This window comes from Mucilaginibacter sp. KACC 22773 (assembly GCF_028736215.1).
In the GTDB taxonomy this organism is placed as follows: domain Bacteria; phylum Bacteroidota; class Bacteroidia; order Sphingobacteriales; family Sphingobacteriaceae; genus Mucilaginibacter.
On sequence record NZ_CP117883.1, the window covers coordinates 1,305,600 to 1,323,129 of the forward strand.

Annotated in this window: 13 protein-coding genes; 4 read left to right on the forward strand and 9 right to left on the reverse strand. The window is 42.9% G+C overall.

Annotated elements, in window-relative coordinates; all coding sequences use genetic code 11:
- Positions 1 to 41 precede the first annotated feature (41 nt).
- A complete protein-coding gene (locus PQ469_RS05750) occupies positions 42 to 1,379 on the reverse strand; it encodes a DEAD/DEAH box helicase (RefSeq protein WP_274212077.1) in 1,338 nt (445 codons plus the stop codon).
- Between the two features lie 236 nt (positions 1,380 to 1,615).
- On the opposite strand from PQ469_RS05750, the gene PQ469_RS05755 reads away from it, so the two are divergent.
- On the forward strand, positions 1,616 to 2,032 hold the full coding sequence (locus tag PQ469_RS05755; protein ID WP_274212078.1) for a hypothetical protein: 417 nt from the start codon (positions 1,616 to 1,618) through the stop codon (positions 2,030 to 2,032).
- Here the strand turns inward: PQ469_RS05755 and lspA are convergent.
- The 6 genes from lspA to PQ469_RS05785 form a co-directional block, all read right to left on the reverse strand.
- On the reverse strand, positions 2,029 to 2,559 hold the full coding sequence (lspA, locus tag PQ469_RS05760; protein ID WP_274212079.1) for a signal peptidase II: 531 nt from the start codon (positions 2,557 to 2,559) through the stop codon (positions 2,029 to 2,031). The genes PQ469_RS05755 and lspA overlap by 4 nt on opposite strands.
- Before the next feature lie 143 nt (positions 2,560 to 2,702).
- A complete protein-coding gene (gene eno, locus PQ469_RS05765) occupies positions 2,703 to 3,998 on the reverse strand; it encodes a phosphopyruvate hydratase (RefSeq protein WP_090651234.1) in 1,296 nt (431 codons plus the stop codon).
- A 186-nt stretch (positions 3,999 to 4,184) separates the two neighbouring features.
- Entirely contained in the window at positions 4,185 to 4,919 is a 735-nt protein-coding gene (locus PQ469_RS05770; RefSeq protein WP_090651233.1) for a DUF2490 domain-containing protein, read from the reverse strand.
- A gap of 504 nt (positions 4,920 to 5,423) precedes the next feature.
- Complete coding sequence (locus PQ469_RS05775; RefSeq protein ID WP_090651232.1) at positions 5,424 to 6,542, reverse strand: ABC transporter permease; 1,119 nt, start codon at positions 6,540 to 6,542, stop codon at positions 5,424 to 5,426.
- Between the two features lie 154 nt (positions 6,543 to 6,696).
- The gene (locus tag PQ469_RS05780; protein WP_274212080.1) at positions 6,697 to 7,461 is read right to left on the reverse strand and encodes an ABC transporter ATP-binding protein; all 765 of its coding nucleotides are present in this window, start codon (positions 7,459 to 7,461) and stop codon (positions 6,697 to 6,699) included.
- A 701-nt stretch (positions 7,462 to 8,162) separates the two neighbouring features.
- Positions 8,163 to 8,456, reverse strand: a complete 294-nt coding sequence (locus PQ469_RS05785) for a GNAT family N-acetyltransferase (protein ID WP_274212081.1) — start codon at positions 8,454 to 8,456, stop codon at positions 8,163 to 8,165.
- Between the two features lie 255 nt (positions 8,457 to 8,711).
- Between PQ469_RS05785 and PQ469_RS05790 the strand changes: the two genes are divergently transcribed.
- The 3 genes from PQ469_RS05790 to PQ469_RS05800 all read left to right on the forward strand — a co-directional run bounded on the left by PQ469_RS05790 (position 8,712) and on the right by PQ469_RS05800 (position 12,707).
- Entirely contained in the window at positions 8,712 to 9,377 is a 666-nt protein-coding gene (locus PQ469_RS05790; RefSeq protein ID WP_274212082.1) for a hypothetical protein, read from the forward strand.
- Between the two features lie 105 nt (positions 9,378 to 9,482).
- Positions 9,483 to 11,378: a DNA topoisomerase IV subunit B gene (locus PQ469_RS05795; RefSeq protein WP_090651227.1), complete on the forward strand. Its 1,896-nt coding sequence runs from the start codon at positions 9,483 to 9,485 to the stop codon at positions 11,376 to 11,378.
- Positions 11,379 to 11,516: 138 nt separating this feature from the next.
- Positions 11,517 to 12,707 carry a winged helix-turn-helix domain-containing protein gene (locus tag PQ469_RS05800; RefSeq protein WP_274212083.1) on the forward strand — a complete coding sequence of 397 codons (1,191 nt, stop codon included), beginning with the start codon at positions 11,517 to 11,519 and terminating at the stop codon, positions 12,705 to 12,707.
- A 295-nt stretch (positions 12,708 to 13,002) separates the two neighbouring features.
- Here PQ469_RS05800 and sucC read toward each other — a convergent pair whose 3' ends face one another.
- A complete protein-coding gene (gene sucC / locus PQ469_RS05805; RefSeq protein WP_090651225.1) occupies positions 13,003 to 14,196 on the reverse strand; it encodes an ADP-forming succinate--CoA ligase subunit beta in 1,194 nt (397 codons plus the stop codon).
- 63 nt (positions 14,197 to 14,259) lie between these two features.
- Positions 14,260 to 17,364 carry a sensor histidine kinase gene (locus PQ469_RS05810; RefSeq protein WP_274212084.1) on the reverse strand — a complete coding sequence of 1,035 codons (3,105 nt, stop codon included), beginning with the start codon at positions 17,362 to 17,364 and terminating at the stop codon, positions 14,260 to 14,262.
- Positions 17,365 to 17,530 lie beyond the last annotated feature (166 nt).

The window sequence follows — 17,530 nt, forward strand, 5'->3', positions numbered from 1 at the left end:
CTAAATCAACCACTCACCCAATCAACCACTCACCTAATCAACTATCTCCTGCCCGATGAACGGCTGGCTCCGCTCATGCCGCTGCCGCCGCCGGTTGATTTGTTGCCTCCCGAGCGACCGCCACCTGATCTGCCGCCGCCGGATGGTTTGCGGCCACTACCGCCACGGCCGCCTTCGCGTTTAAAGCTGCCCGATCCTTTTTTGGATTGGCCTGCCACTAAGTTTGCTGCCATCGCCACAGGGCTCATCGGGTAAGGGTGACCCTCCTCAACAGGGATTTCTTTCCCTATCAGTTTATGGATGTCGCGTAAAAACAGGATCTCTTCCGAATCGCAGAACGACATGGCTATGCCGTCGGCACCGGCCCTGCCTGTACGACCGATACGGTGTACATAAGTTTCGGGGATGTTAGGCAATTCGTAATTTACAACGTGTGTAAGCTCATCAATATCAATACCACGGGCAGCAATATCTGTAGCTATCAGCACGCGGGTGGTACGGTTTTTAAAGTTGGTTAAAGCCCGCTGGCGCGCATTTTGTGATTTATTGCCGTGAATGGCCTCGGCAGTGATGCCAACCTTGTTCAGGTCTTTAACCACTTTATCGGCGCCATGTTTGGTACGGGTAAATACCAGCGCGGTTTTAATTCCTTTATCTTTAAGTATGTGGATCAGCAATGATTTTTTATCATTTTTTTCTACATAATACAAAGCCTGTTGTATAGTATCGGCTGTAGACGATACCGGGGTTACTTCTATCCGTTCGGGATTGGTTAAGATGGTATTGGCTAATGATGTTATTTCGGCAGGCATGGTAGCCGAGAAAAACAGCGTTTGCCTTTTTGATGGTACTTTGGCGATGATCTTTTTTACATCGTTTACAAAGCCCATATCCAGCATGCGGTCAGCTTCGTCCAGTATCAGCATTCTAACCTGGTCAAGGTGTACAAAACGCTGGTTCATTAAATCCAGTAGGCGCCCCGGGGTTGCTATCAAAATATCAACACCACGGCGTAAGGCATCAACCTGGGGGTTTTGCGATACACCGCCAAATATAACCAGGTTTTTTAAGCCGGTATGTTTGCCATAAGCTGTAAAGCTTTCGGCAATCTGTATGGCCAGCTCGCGGGTTGGGGTAAGCACAAGCGCCTTAATAGCTTTTTGCTCTTTATGGGCCATCCTGTCCTGGAACAGTAACTGCAGCGTAGGCAGCGCAAAGGCGGCGGTTTTACCGGTACCTGTTTGTGCGCAACCCAATAAATCGCGGTGATTTAGTACAATAGGAATGGCTTGCGCCTGGATAGGAGTAGGTGTTGTATATCCCTCGGTTTTTAAGGCCTTGAGGATAGGCTCAATTAATTTTAAATTTTCGAATGACATGTTTGTTTGAATGTGCAGATGTGCAAATTTCAGATGTGCAGATATGCTTGTAATATTATTATAGACTATTAATGCACTTATTTGTAACAGCACACTAATTTCTGCAAAGATACGCTTTTTATATTAAGATTAATTTGAACAAACCAAAGGTTACTTTGCTAATAAAATGGTATCAATAATAACTCAGTTATCTAAAAATGAAAAAATGTACCGTAGTCACAATTAGCTGTTTCGTTATGTTTATGTTTTCATGCATTTATGATCCCGGAAATAATGACATCACTATCATTAACAACACTACCGACTCATTATATTATTATGTGCATGGTTATCAATCAGAAAATGAATATACTTTTAACTTTGCTTATGATTCAATAGCAGCAAATGATACAGCTAAAAGGCGGCATGATATAGCTTATAACATTAATGGTAATCAGTTATTACCTCATGATACCATCCACCCTGCAATTAACGCCTCGAGTTGGAAAATTAAGGCAGTGGATAAGGGTGGGTTAACTTTTTTGTTTTATAGAAGAGATATTCAGCAATTGCCGGAGAATACACCACTTACCTATAAAAACATCTATAAAAGAATTGATTTAACAGTAGGGCAGTTGGATAGCTTGAAGTATAAAATAGAGATCAAGGATTAAGCCGTAACCGCTTTCCCGGCGGCCGCTTGCCTTTTCTGTTCGCGCTCGCGCATAAAGGCGTTCAATAGCAGCATGCCTACACCAACCATAATGGCTACATCGGCAATGTTGAATATGCCGGTTTCAAAAATGCCAAAGTTCATGTGTACAAAATCGGTTACGCTGCCATAAACGGCCCTATCATACAGGTTGCCTATGCCACCTGCCAGTATTACAATAATGCCGGCCTGGTTAAGCAGTGTTAAACCACGTTTTAATAGCACGTATAATAAACCCCAGGCCAATGCCGCGGCTGGTAAAACCGAAAGCAGGATAAAATGCCATGGATTGGCCAGCTTATCGCCGATACTTAAAAATGCACCTGTATTTTCTACCCTGGTAATGGTCAGAAAGTTTTTCACAACCGTAATAACAATGGAAAAATGGATATGATCACGTACATATATCTTGCTGATCCTGTCGGCCCCAATAACTAATGCTAAAAGCAATAACAACCACAATCCCCTCGAAACCCTTTTCTTATCCATCAAAATTTAGTACTGGTATTTGTTTATAACGTAACAGGCGTTACTTAAGTTGTAGGCTCACATAAATTGCGGCCCCAAATATTGGTCATTTATAAAAAAGAGCCATCCGTTTGTTTACAGATGGCTCATTATATCGGTCGAAATTATTTTTTGTAGAATTTAAAATCTTTACCAATGAATTTTGCGTTTGCGCCTAATTCTTCTTCAATACGAAGCAATTGGTTGTATTTAGCGATCCTGTCTGAACGTGAAGCCGAACCGGTTTTGATTTGACCGCAATTTAATGCTACAGCTAAATCGGCAATGGTAGCATCTTCAGTTTCGCCAGAGCGGTGGCTCATTACTGATGTATAACCGTTGGTTTGTGCTAAAGTTACAGCGTTGATGGTTTCGGTTAATGAACCAATCTGGTTTACTTTTACCAGGATGGAGTTTGCAGTATCCTCGTTAATACCACGTTGTAAACGTTTGGTGTTGGTTACAAATAAATCATCACCCACCAGCTGTACAGTTTTGCCCAGTTTTTCGGTTAATAATTTCCAGCCATCCCAATCGTCCTCGGCCATGCCGTCTTCAATCGAAATAACAGGGTATTTGGCAACAAGTTCGGCAAGGTATTCAACCTGCTCGGCGCTGGTGCGGATAGCACCTTTTTCGCCCTCAAATTTGGTGTAGTCGTATTTGCCGTCTTTGTAAAATTCAGATGCAGCACAGTCAAAAGCGATAAAGATATCTTCGCCTGGTTTGTAGCCTGCTTTTTCAATAGCTTTTAAAATGGTTTCAACACCATCTTCGGTACCTTCAAAAGTAGGAGCAAAACCACCTTCGTCGCCTACAGCTGTTGATAAGCCACGGTCGTGCAGAATTTTTTTCAGGTTATGAAATACTTCGGTACCCCAACGCAATGCCTCAGAGAAAGAAGGGGCGCCAACCGGCATAATCATAAATTCCTGGAAAGCGATAGGTGCATCAGAGTGCGAACCACCGTTGATGATGTTCATCATCGGGATAGGTAAAGTATTGGCATTTACACCGCCAATGTAACGGTATAAAGGCTGGCGGCTTTCCTGTGCTGCTGCTTTTGCAACGGCCAATGAAACACCTAATATAGCGTTGGCGCCAATTTTGCCTTTATTTTCGGTACCATCAATTTCAATCATCAGGGCGTCGATGCTGTTTTGATCAAATACATCAATGCCTTTTAATTCGGGAGCTAAAATGTCATTTACGTTGGCAACAGCTTTTAACACGCCTTTACCCATGTATTTTGTTTTATCGTCATCGCGAAGTTCAACAGCTTCGTGCACACCGGTTGATGCACCAGAAGGTACCGCAGCGCGACCGAACGCACCATTTTCAGTTAATACTTCTACTTCGATAGTAGGGTTACCGCGCGAATCTAAAATCTGGCGGGCGTGTACGTCAATTATTAAGCTCATTTTTTTATTGTCAGATATTTGTAAATTGTAAACGGCGGCTAAGTTAACAGCAAAATCAAGAAATCACAATCGAAATTTTGTATTTGTTATCATTATTAATCAATAATGCCAAAGGGTAACAGCAATTTAACATGAAATTAAAATGTTTTTATGCTGATTTTGTCTTTAAAAGGAAAAATTCCGGCCTTAATCGGTCGTGGTAGGCACATGTTCACGCTGCACAGCGTTTTTGCGGTTAATACGATACATCAACATGAGCATAATATTGTGTTTGGCGCTGCTTTGTATGGTTGTATAATTACGTTGGTTTATCCAGCCGGCTTGTACTATCCAGCTTTTATCCACCTGGTAACCCAAAGCAGCAGATATTCGGTTGCGCTCGAAATTGGGTACCCTGTTATTAAAAAACACCTCGTCGAAAACTGAGATAAACCAGGTGTTGGCAATAATTTTTTTGTGATTTAACGGGATAAACATGTTTAGGCGATATCTGAAGCGGTTGCGATAATCGCCATTTACCCAGCGCTGCTCTATACGGTAACGATGTTCGAATTTAAAGCGGTCCAGAAACTGGTTAACCGTCATTTGCTCCCAAAACCTGAATTCATTGGTTGTTGGGCCTTTGTCGAGATCGGTATAATCATAAGTATGGTAAGTTCCGGTACCAAGCAGGGCGGTAAAATTTTTATCCAGATCGTAACTTACGCCCGCTTTTGCCTCGTAGTACTGAAACTGTGTAAACGCGCCGTTTGTTCGGGTTTGAATTTCGGAGTATCCGCCCCATTTATGAGCGCTATCGCCCGGTAATACCACGGTGGCTATGCCCCATGTACCTACTTTGGTGTCCTGGGCTTTAACGGCGAATGAACATACTGTTAACAAAATAAAAACTAAAACGGCACCAATGTTGATTTTGAACATAACTTAGGGGTTTAATTGTGCAAATATATTTCCTTAATGTTACGTTAGTGTTAAGTTACAGCGCCTTAATGTTAAGTTAATGTTAAATTTTATCAATAAGAGGACCGATGGAAAAGAAAAGTTTATTTTGTTAATGTAGTGAGATTTAAAATTTGTCGATTTAAGGCGATGCCTGCGGCCCGGGCTAACCGCTCATACGCGCACATGGCATTAGGCGCGGGCCGGTATCCGCTTTTATCCCTATCGCGAATTGTCTGAATCAGCATTTTTCACCTTTTGTTTGTTTTTAGGAGGTGTTCAAGAAGGCTACGCCGTTTGCGGATTTAAAGAATGAGCAGAAGATATCAGTTTAGTGTTAACCTTGAAAAAAATAAAATATTGATTGTTAGGCACTTATAAGAAAATAATCTAAAATGTGTTAAGTTATGTTAACCCAACTAAGATGCGTTAGCTCTGGGGGCAATCAATCTTACTGCTTGATACTAACTATTTGCTACTAAAAAACTATTCCCATTTAAAAGTTTTAATCGCCACAGCATAAACAATCACAAACCAAATTAAAAGGATCAGGAGTTGATGTGTTACATCTGCCAGGCCCGCACCTTCAAAAGCCACCTTGCGCATAGCATTGTTTAAATGTGTTAAAGGCAAAGCGTTACTGATGGCCTGCAGCCATTTAGGGAAAGCTGTTACTGAAAAGAAAGTGCCCGACAGTAAAAACTGCGGCATGGTAATAATGTTAGACAGGGGAGGTACCGTACCCTCGTTTTTGGCAATGCCCGAAATGATGAATCCAAAGCCCATAAATATAATGAGACCGAAAGCCGAGAGTACCAGCATATTTACAACTGTGATAACCCCGTGAATTAGTGTAAAGCCAAACAGGTAATGGCCAACTAAAATGATGAACAACGCACCCAGTAACGAGAAGGTTATCCTGGCCAAAGCCTCACCCAAAACAATGCTTGATCGTTTTACCGGTGTAGCAAAAAAACGCTTGATAACCAACGTTAAACGTAAACTCAGGAAAACAAAGGCAGTACCAAAAACGCCGCTGCTTAAAATGGAAAAACCTAACTGCCCGGGTAAAATAAAATCGATGTATTTATAAGCGCGGCCTGATACGGTAGTTTCCTCCAGGTGCACAGCCTCGGGTATTTTAAAGCCCGATACCGATTGTATTTTGGCTAACTCGGCCAGTTGCGCGTTATAAGAAGCATTGTTCAGTATCGATCGTAAAATGCCTCCTTTGTTTGAAGCCTTGCTGTATTGCACCTTTATATTCAAGGGTTGCATAGGCACCAGCGGTTTAATATCTATAATAGCATCTATTTGCCCTTTTGCCAGGTTCTTATTCATTTCATCAGCCGACTGATCGGTAATAAAATTTATCAACTGCTTTTGTTTAAGTTGCTGATAAAGTTTTCCGGTAGTATCGCAGCCTTTGGCAACACCAACATCAACAGAAGGGGCCCCGCCGCCAATATTGGCAAAAACAATTATAAATATTAAAGGGAAGGCCAGCGTAAACACAACCGCCGAGGGGCTGCGCAGTATGGCCCTGAAACTTGCTTTGGCAATCGCCAGGGTCGCTTTAGTATTGCTATATTTCTTTTGGTTCATTAGTTCACTTGTTCATTAGTTCATTGGTCTTTTCTGGCGGCGTTATTGGTTATTGAGCCATTTGCCTGCGGCGTCATTAGGTCATTGTTTGGAGGGTGGCTTAAGTTATCGGCCGGTATTAACTGATAACTGCAAACTCAAAACTGCCAACTGATCACCCTTCCCGCCATTCTTTACCTGTAAGGTTAATAAAAACATCCTCCAGGTTGGCCAGTTTTACCTGTTTTTTACGTTCGAAACCGGTTTCAACCAGTTGGTCAATAAAGTGATCGGGGGTATCTATGCCAATGATGTGGCCGCCATCAACAAAGGCAACACGGTCGCATAACACCTCGGCCTCGTCCATGTAATGAGTGGTTATCACAATGGTTGTGCCCTGGTCGCGTATTTCGCGGATCAGGTCCCAAAGGTTACGGCGGGCTTGCGGGTCAAGGCCGGTTGTGGGCTCATCCAAAAAAATGATCCTTGGGTTATTAATAAGCGTGGTGGCGATAGAGAACCGCTGTTTTTGCCCGCCTGAAAGATCTTTATATTTTGCTTTGGCTTTATCAACAAGCGCAACTTTTTCCAGCATTTCGGTGGGTGTTTTGTCAACCCCATATAAGCCGGTAAACAGTTCTATCAACTCCGATAGGTTAAGGTTGGGATAATAACCGGCCGCCTGTAACTGCACACCTATGCGTTGTTTAATGCTGTCTTTATCGGTATCAATATTAAAGCCGTCAACAGTGATTTCGCCCGATGTTTTTTCGCGCAGGGTTTCAATAACTTCAAGCGTAGTAGTTTTCCCGGCGCCATTGGGGCCAAGTAAGCCGAAGATCTCGCCCTCATAAACTTCAAAGCTGATGCCTTTTACGGCTGCAAAATCGCCGTAGTTTTTTACCAGGTTTTTTACAGTGATAATGGGTGGTTTTGCCATAGGGTAAAAATGCAACAGAATAATGAAATATCAATGAATTATTTAGCCTCACCCAACCCTCTCCAAAGGAGAGGGTTGGGTTTTATACATCAAAAAAAGCTCTAAAAGCGCTGGCTTTCAGAACCCTCTCCTTTGCAGAAGGCAGGGTGAGGCTCTTTATATTTGGGGTTACGGGCTCATCGTGCTTTTAACCGTTTTATCTTCGGCTGCCGATTTTGCCCAGTTCCCGTTTGTTTTATCTCCCTTTTTGCATGGCGTTGCCGTTTATTAATAGCATTATGGGAGTAACGTTGATATATATATAGAACCTGACAATCAAAAGCTCCCCTCAAGGGGGCTGGGGGGCTTATTTTATCAGGTGACCGATGGAATTAATGATAGCTTCGGCGTGTTCGGCAGCTTTAACTATCAGGTGGATGATTTGTATAGCAAGTAAAGTTTTCATGGTGATTGCGTTTGTTGATTCAAAAATGCAAACAGAGTGGCCTTTTAACTATGGTTATTAGGCGAAGCAAAGCAAACTTCCGGTAAACGGCGGAAAATTACCGATGAATGAGGAGTTGAAACGGCGGTTAGTCGGTGAGAGTTTAAATAATAAAAGCGGCGGGTAATTGGCTGCCGATCGATTTTTAAAAAGGTTGGCTGCAGCCATAAAAACAAACCGCCCGGAAACCTGATATTTCCAGGCGGTTTGTTTAAGCTTATTCTGCTATTGCAAGTAAACGCTTCCACTCGGGATGCCGTTTTAAATAAGCAATGATATATGCGCAAAGCGGCACAATTTTCAGGTGGTGTTCTTCAATATAATTAAAGGCCTTTTCAACAAGGGCGGCAGCAACACCATTGCCCTCCATTTCTACGGGTACTTCTGTATGTATGAGGTAAATTTTATCGCCCTTTAATTTGTAATCAATAAAGGCCCTATTGCCATCTACCATAAGTTCAAAATTGTGTATGGCTTCGTTATTAATAAGTGGGATGTCCTGGTATTTCATGTTTTTTTTAAATTTGTGCCGAAACTAAATTAGTAACAAAATTTATAAAGCTATTTTGTTGCAGTATTTTTGGCTGATTTTTTATCCGGCTAAATAAAAAGAGGAAAGTGGTGTAAGATGCATTTAACTAATGCAAATAGCTGATATTAACTTAGTTGTTTGTGTTTTTAAATTATAATTAATTTTGATTTGTGGTTCTATTTTTATAGAATTACATAAAGAAACAGCCCTGGTTTCGAGTTAATGAAAACTATTGTGAAGCAGCTTAAATGTATTTTACTTCAGGCTATACTATTGCTATGCATTACAGATGTTTTTGCACAGGCAAAGCGTCCGTTATATTTGGCCGCACACAGGAAAAAGCCCCTGCCTGCTGTAACGGTTAAGCCGGTTAAGGGTAGCGCGGAATTTCGCGAGTTTTCAAAAATTTTGGCCAATGCCAATGTTACTTTTACCTTCCCAAAAGGTTTCAGAGAGATTCCGGCCGTAAATAACGAGAATTTTTCGTTTGACTATGCTATGGAAATTCCAGGGCGTGAGTTTGAGATATGGTTCCAGGTAAAATCCTTAAAACAAAACTGGCTGAGTTTGGAGCGCAACCATGAACAGCAAAATCCCGATTCGTCATACCTGGAGGTTGGTAAAGCACAGGCAACTAATTTTTCTGGCGAACAGGACAATTTTGTAAGGCCCATTCCGGCCAATGTGCTGGCGCGTTATAATGCCGATGCCGGTAAATCGTACCTGCTAACCCTAATGGACATGCCCGAAACCAAAAGCTACAAATACGCCTTACTCATTATTTTGCAGCGTAACCATACCGGTACAATTATGGCGGTTTGCTTTACCAACGAAAAAGATCCCGAATTTTTCCGGAACGCCGATAGGGCCAGCAATTGCCTTAAGTTTAAGATTCATTAACATTATGTTAGTAAGTTAACAGTTTTGGATACTCAATTCATTACCGAAACTTTATTTTTGCAAATAGGTGCATAGTAACACCTGCTTTAAAATTCTACTTTATAAATGGCAGAACCAGTTAATTACAGTGAAGATAGTATCCGCTCGCTCGATTGGAAGGAGCACATCCGTTTACGCCCAGGTATGTATATTGGTAAACTGGGCGATGGCTCGGCTTATGATGATGGGGTATATGTATTGCTTAAAGAGATTGTTGATAACTCGATAGATGAGTTTGTAATGGGCAGCGGCCGCACCATTGAGGTAAATATGAGCGATCATAAAGTATCGGTGCGCGATTATGGCCGCGGTATCCCGCTGGGTAAGGTTATTGATTGCGTAAGTAAAATAAATACCGGCGGTAAATATGATAGCAAGGCTTTCCAAAAGTCGGTAGGGTTAAATGGTGTGGGTACCAAGGCGGTAAACGCGCTGTCGAACAATTTCATTGTACAATCATACCGCGACGGCCGTACCAAATTGGCCGAATTTGCCAAAGGCGAACTGATTCGGGACGAACCCGAAAAGGAAACCACGCAACGCAACGGTACGGCTATTAACTTTATACCCGACGATACCATTTTCAGGCATTACCGTTTTATCCCGGAGTTTGTTGAGAGTATGATATGGAATTATGTGTTCCTTAACTCGGGCCTTACTATAAACTTTAATGGTCAAAAATATTTTTCGGAACGCGGGCTATATGACTTGCTTACCCGTAACACGGATGTAGAAACATTACGCTATCCTATCATCCACCTTAAAGGCGAGGATATTGAAATAGCCATGACCCACGGGCAACAATATGGCGAGGAATATTACTCGTTTGTAAACGGCCAGAACACTACACAAGGAGGTACCCACCAGGCTGCTTTCCGCGAGGCAGTTGTTAAAACCATCCGCGAGTTTTATAAAAAGGAATTTGATGCTGCCGATATCCGCGCATCTATAGTTGCGGCTATAGCCATTAAGGTACAGGAGCCGGTTTTTGAATCGCAAACTAAAACCAAACTGGGCTCGCAAAATATTGGCCCCGAAGGGCCATCGGTGCGTGGTTTCATCAACGATTTCCTGAAAAAGGAACTGGATAATTACCTGCATAAAAATCCGGCTGCTGCCGATGCATTATTAAAACGCATTCTGCAATCAGAGCGGGAGCGTAAAGATATTGCCGGTATCAAAAAGCTGGCCAATGAGCGCGCCAAAAAAGCATCATTACATAACCGCAAGCTGCGCGATTGCAAACTGCATTTTGAAGATACCCACGAGCGCCGCCAGGATACCACCCTATTTATTACCGAGGGTGATTCGGCCAGCGGAAGCATCACCAAATCGCGCGATGTAATGACCCAGGCTGTATTCAGCCTGAAAGGTAAACCGCTTAACTGCTTTGGCCTAACCAAAAAAGTGGTGTACGAAAATGAGGAATTTAACCTGCTGCAGCATGCCCTTAATATTGAGGACGGCCTGGATGCCCTGCGCTATAACAATATTGTAATAGCCACCGATGCCGATGTGGATGGTATGCACATCCGCCTGCTGCTCATGACCTTCTTTTTGCAGTTTTTTCCCGACCTGGTAAAGGCTGGTCACGTTTTTATCCTGCAAACGCCATTATTCCGGGTACGAAATAAAAAGGAAACCATTTACTGCTACAGCGACGAGGAACGCCGCAACGCCATAGCCAAATTAGGCAACAAGCCCGAGATAACCCGCTTTAAAGGATTGGGCGAGATTTCGCCCGATGAATTTGGCTTGTTTATAGGTAAAGATATCCGCCTTGATCCCGTGATCCTGAAAGACGCCAATATTAAAGGTCTGTTGGAATATTTTATGGGCAAAAACACGCCAACCCGCCAGATGCACATTGTAAACAACCTGCGGGTTGAAAAAGATGATGAAAGCATTAACCCGCTGGTTGCCGAAGAGGCCGATGGGGTGGCATTGCCGGTTGCAGTTTAACCCGATTTGTTATCATAATACATAATGCACGCCCCATTGCGGGTAATGTCGTCAGGCCGAAAAATGGTAATGACCTAATTGCGAACGGAATTTTTGCGGAGGTTTATGTGATGTGCCTCTGCTGAAAAACGAATTGGTATGGAACCTCTGATACTATCAAAACCACAGGCCCGAAAAATCATCCTTCGCGCAGCCGGATTAGCCAGAAAGGCGCAGTTTGGATCGGGGATTGAGGCAGTTTACCGGCTTATTGATCACCTGGGTTTTGTGCAGCTGGATACCAATTACGTGGTTGAAAGGGCGCACCACCACGTGATGGCCGCGCGGGTGCCGGATTATGAGCCGGATTGGCTGAGCGAACTGGTAGCCGACGGCCGGATATTTGAATATTTTACTTCCGACGCGGGTTATATCCCAATGAGGGATTTTCGCTTTTCGTTGCCTGTTAAGGAAGGGTTTTCGGTAAACCGGAAGCCCCTGACACCAGCAGAAACCCGCCTCATGAAACAGGTGCTTGACCGGGTGGAACGTGAAGGCCCCCTGATGGTTGGCGATTTTGAGAACGACCGGCTGGAGGCCAGCTCGGGCTGGTGGGATTGGCGCCCGGCCAAAGTGGCGCTCGAACGGTTGTACCTGGATGGCAAACTGACCATCACCCGCACTAAAAGTTTTCATAAAGTATATGATGTGCCGATGAATTTAATTCCGCCGGATACGGATTTAACCATGCCCACTGCAGAAGAATTTGCCCGCTTCGTTATCAGGCGCACGCTGGGTGGATTGGGGATAGCTTACGTTAAAGAAATGGCCTGGCGCGCCCGTTATGTAAAGGGCAACCTGGTTAAAAAAGAACTGGAGAAAATGGTAGCCACAGGCGAAGTGCGCATCGTACAGGTAGAAGGGTTAAAAAGCGCCCCGCTTTATATGTTGCCTGGCCAGCAAACCGAGGTTGAACTGGCGGGTGATGCTTTTATCCTTTCGCCCTTTGATATCCTGAATGTATTCAGGCACCGCTTGAGGGACTTTTTTGACTTTGACTATCAGATTGAATGCTTTGTGCCCGCGCCCAAACGCAAGTACGGCTATTTCTGTTTACCGGTACTGGTAGGCGACACCTTTGTAGCCCGCATGGATGCCAAAGCCGACAGGAAACAAAAAGTACTGATTGTACACAACCTGCATTTTGAGGAGGTAGAGCTTGACGAGGCCATGATAGGGAAGATAACAGCAGCGCTAAAAGCATTTATTCTATTTAATAACTGCCGGGATATTGTTTTTAAAAAATGCAACAGGGCGGATTATATGGAGGTTATTGGGGCTGCTTTTTGATGGGGGAGGGGTAAAACTAAAAAAATGTCATTTCGAACGAGGTACGAGGAGAAATCTTTTACGCCCTGCATTACGAAAGCACCTTGGAATGCAGGGCGTAAAAGATTTCTCCTCACCCCCTCGCAATTCCACCGCTGGTTCGTTCGAAATGACATTTTGTTTTAAATGATGCTTGTGGATATAACATGATGCATGAATTGCATGGGGGAGACGCATGTGATGCGCCTCTGTAAGAAAATAAAGAGGCGATGAGTTTTACACCCATCGCCTCTTTTTATATTTCAATCGACTTTAATTACAAAGCCAATACTTCTTTCACTCTTTCAGCAGCTTCTTTTAATAAGATAGCCGAGTATACTTTTAAACCTGAGTTATCTATCAATTCTTTTGCTTCGGCGGCGTTGGTGCCTTGTAAACGAACAATGATAGGTACAGGGATGTTGCCAATTTCTTTGTAGGCGTCAATAACACCCTGTGCAACACGGTCGCAACGAACGATACCGCCAAAGATGTTGATCAGGATGGCTTTAACGTTCGGATCGCTCAGGATGATGTTGAAACCTGCTTTTACGGTTTCGGCATTGGCAGTACCACCAACGTCAAGGAAGTTGGCAGGCTCGCCGCCGGCAATTTTAATAATATCCATGGTGGCCATCGCTAAGCCGGCACCATTAACCATACAGCCTACGTTGCCATCAAGCTTTACATAGTTAAGGTTTGATTTGCTGGCTTCAACTTCAGTAGGGTCTTCCTCGTCGGTATCGCGCATAGCAGCGTAATCCGGGTGACGGTATAGGGCGTTATCATCAATGTTGACTTTGGCATCAACAGCTAAAATTTTGTTATCAGATGTTTTTAATACCGGGTTAATTTCAAACTGCGATGAATCGGTTGCATCGTAAGCTTTGTACAATGCCGCGATGAATTTGGTCATATCCTTAAATGCCTCGCCCGATAAGCCTAAGTTGAAAGCAATTTTGCGGGTTTGGAAAGCCTGCAGCCCAACTTTAGGATCAATTTCTTCTTTAAATATCAGTTCGGGGGTTGAGTGTGCAACTTCTTCGATATCCATACCGCCTTCGGTGCTGTACATGATAATGTTACGGCCTTTGGCCCTATCAAGCAGTACACTCATATAAAACTCTTTAGTTTCGCTTTCGCCAGGATAGTAAACATCCTGGGCAACTAAAACTTTTTTTACTTTTTTACCTTCGGGGCCGGTTTGTGGGGTAACCAGTTGCATGCCAATAATATTGCCTGCAATTTCTTTAACCTGATCGTGATTTTTGGCCAGCTTTACGCCACCGCCTTTACCACGGCCACCGGCATGGATCTGGGCTTTTATAACCACCCAGCTTGATCCCAGGTCTTCTTTCAATTTTTGGGCAGCTGCAACAGCCTCTTCGGGTGTATCAGCAACAATGCCTTCCTGTACTCGTACGCCAAAGCTTTTTAATATCGCTTTGCCCTGATATTCGTGGATATTCATGTTTTTTGAAGAATTTGCGGTAAATCTACAATTTTTGTTTAAAGTAGGGGAGGATTGTAGCGTTTATTTGACAGGACTTATTTTATCATCGCTTTTAAGCCAGAAAGAAATTTTACTTCCTTTACCCAATTGGCTTTGGATGGTTAGTTTACCCCCATTTTTTTCGATAAAATCCTGGCAAAGCGAGAGCCCCAGCCCCGAGCCCTTTTCGCCCGAAGTGCCATCTTTATGAAAATTTTCCCTGCGGAATATTTTGGCAATATCCTCGGCAGACATTCCGCCGCCGGTATCTTCTACATACACTTCAACAAAGCCGGGTTTAGTACTGTATCCCAGGGTTATTTTGCCGTTAACAGGTGTGAATTTAGTGGCATTGCCAATCAGGTTGCGCAATACCAGCTTTATCATATCCCTATCGCCGTAAACACCAATGCTTTTGTTGATGTTGTTAACCAGTTCGATGTGTTTGTTATCGGTGTTCAGTTTAAACAGGTGATAGTTTTCGTCGGCAATTTCCATTACATCAAACAAAACCTGGTGCACCTGGATGCCGTCCATCTGGCTTTTTGCCCAGTAAAGCAGGTTATCTGTAAGGCTAAACGCAGAGCCTATATTTTCGTCGAGATGCGGGATAAGCTCCTCCAGTTCTTCCAGCGAGATCGAACCGGATTTTACCAGATCAAGGGTTTGTTTGAGTTGGCCTATTGGCCCTCTTAAATCGTGCGATATGATGGAAAAAAGTTTGTCTTTGGTTAAGTTTGACTCTTGCAGCGCTTTGCTTTGCGCCAAAATTTCGTCGGTTTTTTGGCGTAATTCCCTGGTTTTTTCCGTTACCTTTCGTTCAAGGGCCAGTTTTTGCCTTCTAATACGGCCATTGTTAAATATACTGAACAGGTAAAACAATAACGAGCCTGTAAATGCATAAAACAAATAAGCCCACCAGGTTTTAAACCAGGGGGCGTTAACATGAAACGAATAAGCATCTGTGCTGCTTATTTGCCCGTAAATGTTTTTGGCCCGTACAAAAAAGGTGTAATCGCCATCGGCAAGGTTGGTAAATGAAACTTCGCGGTCATGGCTCCAGCCCGACCATTTATCTTCAAATCCGTTTAATTGATATTGGTATTGCATCTTGTCAGCATCCTCAAAAAACGGGCTTGTGAAAATAAATTTCAACCTGTTTTTTGAAAAGGGGATATCGTTTTGTGGCAGCCCGGCGCCTGAAGCAAAAATGGTTGAATCTGCCGCTTTTACGGTTTTGATGTATACCGGCAATGGTTTATGATAATAGGTTGGCTGATTGGGGCTGTAATTTACAACCCGCTTTAAATTGCCAATCCATATTTCATTGGTACCTGCTGCAAGTACTGGTGCATCTACGTCAACAGGTAACAGGCCATGTGTAGCCAGCCCGATTTTTTTAAATGGAGTAAACAACAACCTGAACGAACCATCAGCTTGTTTTATAAAGACACCAGCATTTTGCACTTTTTTTGATGGGGCTCCCCAAAAGTAAATATCGCCCCGGGTAGTTTGTGTAGCGGTGTAAATGCAAACGCCCCGGCTCACCTTACCAAGTATGGCATCGGGTTCAAACCTGTTTTTTATTTTGTTGTAGCTATAAAAACCGTTGGTGGTGGTGGCTACAATGCGGTTGTTTAACCGGTAAATACGGTTGTTGAGGGTTGATGGTAATCCGTTTTTTGTATCATAAAAGGCCGTGCTGATTACTGAATCCATTTGCGCGTTTAGCCTTAGTTTATAAATACCTTTATTGTAGTGGCTTATCCATACGTTACCTTCATCATCTTGTTGTATATAGCGGGTTTCCTGTTCAAAGCCCCTGATCTTTTTTTCGTGCCAGGTATTGCCTTCTTTTGATAAAAGCCAGATGCCCGTGTTATAGGTGCCCATGATCATACAATCGGGCTTGTTTTTTATCTCGCCAAGGGTTTGGATAAACCAATGATGAATGAGCGGAATAGCTTTTTTGCCTTGTATTTCAAAAACCCCTTTACGATGAGCTAAATATAGTTTGCTGCCAAAATTAAACATATTCCAGTTTTCACTTTCGGTTCCCGGGATGGCAGAAAAAGTTGAATTACCATTTTTATAAAAAAGCGCTTTATCGGTACCCACATATAAATCGTTGTTTTTTTTACCAAGGGACAATATGGTACCGTCCAGGCCATTATTATTGTCATAAATAGATAAGGGCGAACTTGAAACCAGTTGCGTAATATAGGTATCAGCACCAAGCCAAATGTTTTGGGCCTTATCCAGGAAACAAAAACCTGTGTTGAGGTTAAGCCCCAGCATATCTTTTGAGTTAAAGTTTACCGTTTCGCCATCTTTGTTTAAAAGATAAACACCTTCTTCGGCAACCAGGGCTATTTTTCCCATATCCAGGTAAAGCAGACTTCGTACAGGAACGTTTTTGGTGGTGGTAACCGGATTTTTGGTGAGGAGCAGCATTTTTTTATTGCTGTCTGCCTCCAGCGGGTTTAATAACCATATCCGGTTGTTATCGTCGAGCAAAAGGTATTTGTCATTTTCGTAGTCGGCAATTCGTTTCAAATGTAGCCCGGCTATTTGTTTGCCAAAACCGGCATCTGCAAATCGGTCATTTTTATATACTAACAAGCCATTGCTACCTAACGAAAACAATTGCTTTTTTAGCCGAAATAACCAGTTATCGGTAATATTGAGTATTTTAAGGGTGCCCTGGCTGTACCGGAAAATGTTTTTGTTGTTATTAAAAAATACCTCGTCATTAAAAACTATTGTTTGGCGTATATCATTCAGGTTTTTGTACGTTTTGGGAAGCAGGGGCAATAAAGTATGATACTTATAATTTGCTGCGCTATCTTTCCTGAAGTAACCGAGCTCGTTATAGGAGCCTACAAAAATCTTGTTTTTTGAATCAAGGCCCAGCGAAAACACATAGTTTTGGTTGGCAATGGGCATTAAATCCCATGTAAGGCCATCGTATTTAACAACACCATCGTTATTGGCAATATATAATACCCCCTGGTTATCCTGTGCCATCGTCCAGCTTTGTATGCCGGCGCCGTAAACGTTCATGGGATATTTTTCAACAAATAGCTGCTGGGCATTAATAAACGGTACATTGATAAGTAAAATGCAGCAAACTATCAGAAGGCGCATATTTTATATTTAGGTGATTGCAATAATATTACTCCTTAAGGTTTTATTTCACAGGGGTGTATACGGCATATTAACTGTTTTGTTATACTATTTTAACATTATCAGCTTTAAATTTAATCATATTCTGCAGGTTTGTAGCGCCCCGATAAAATCAACCAAAATATTA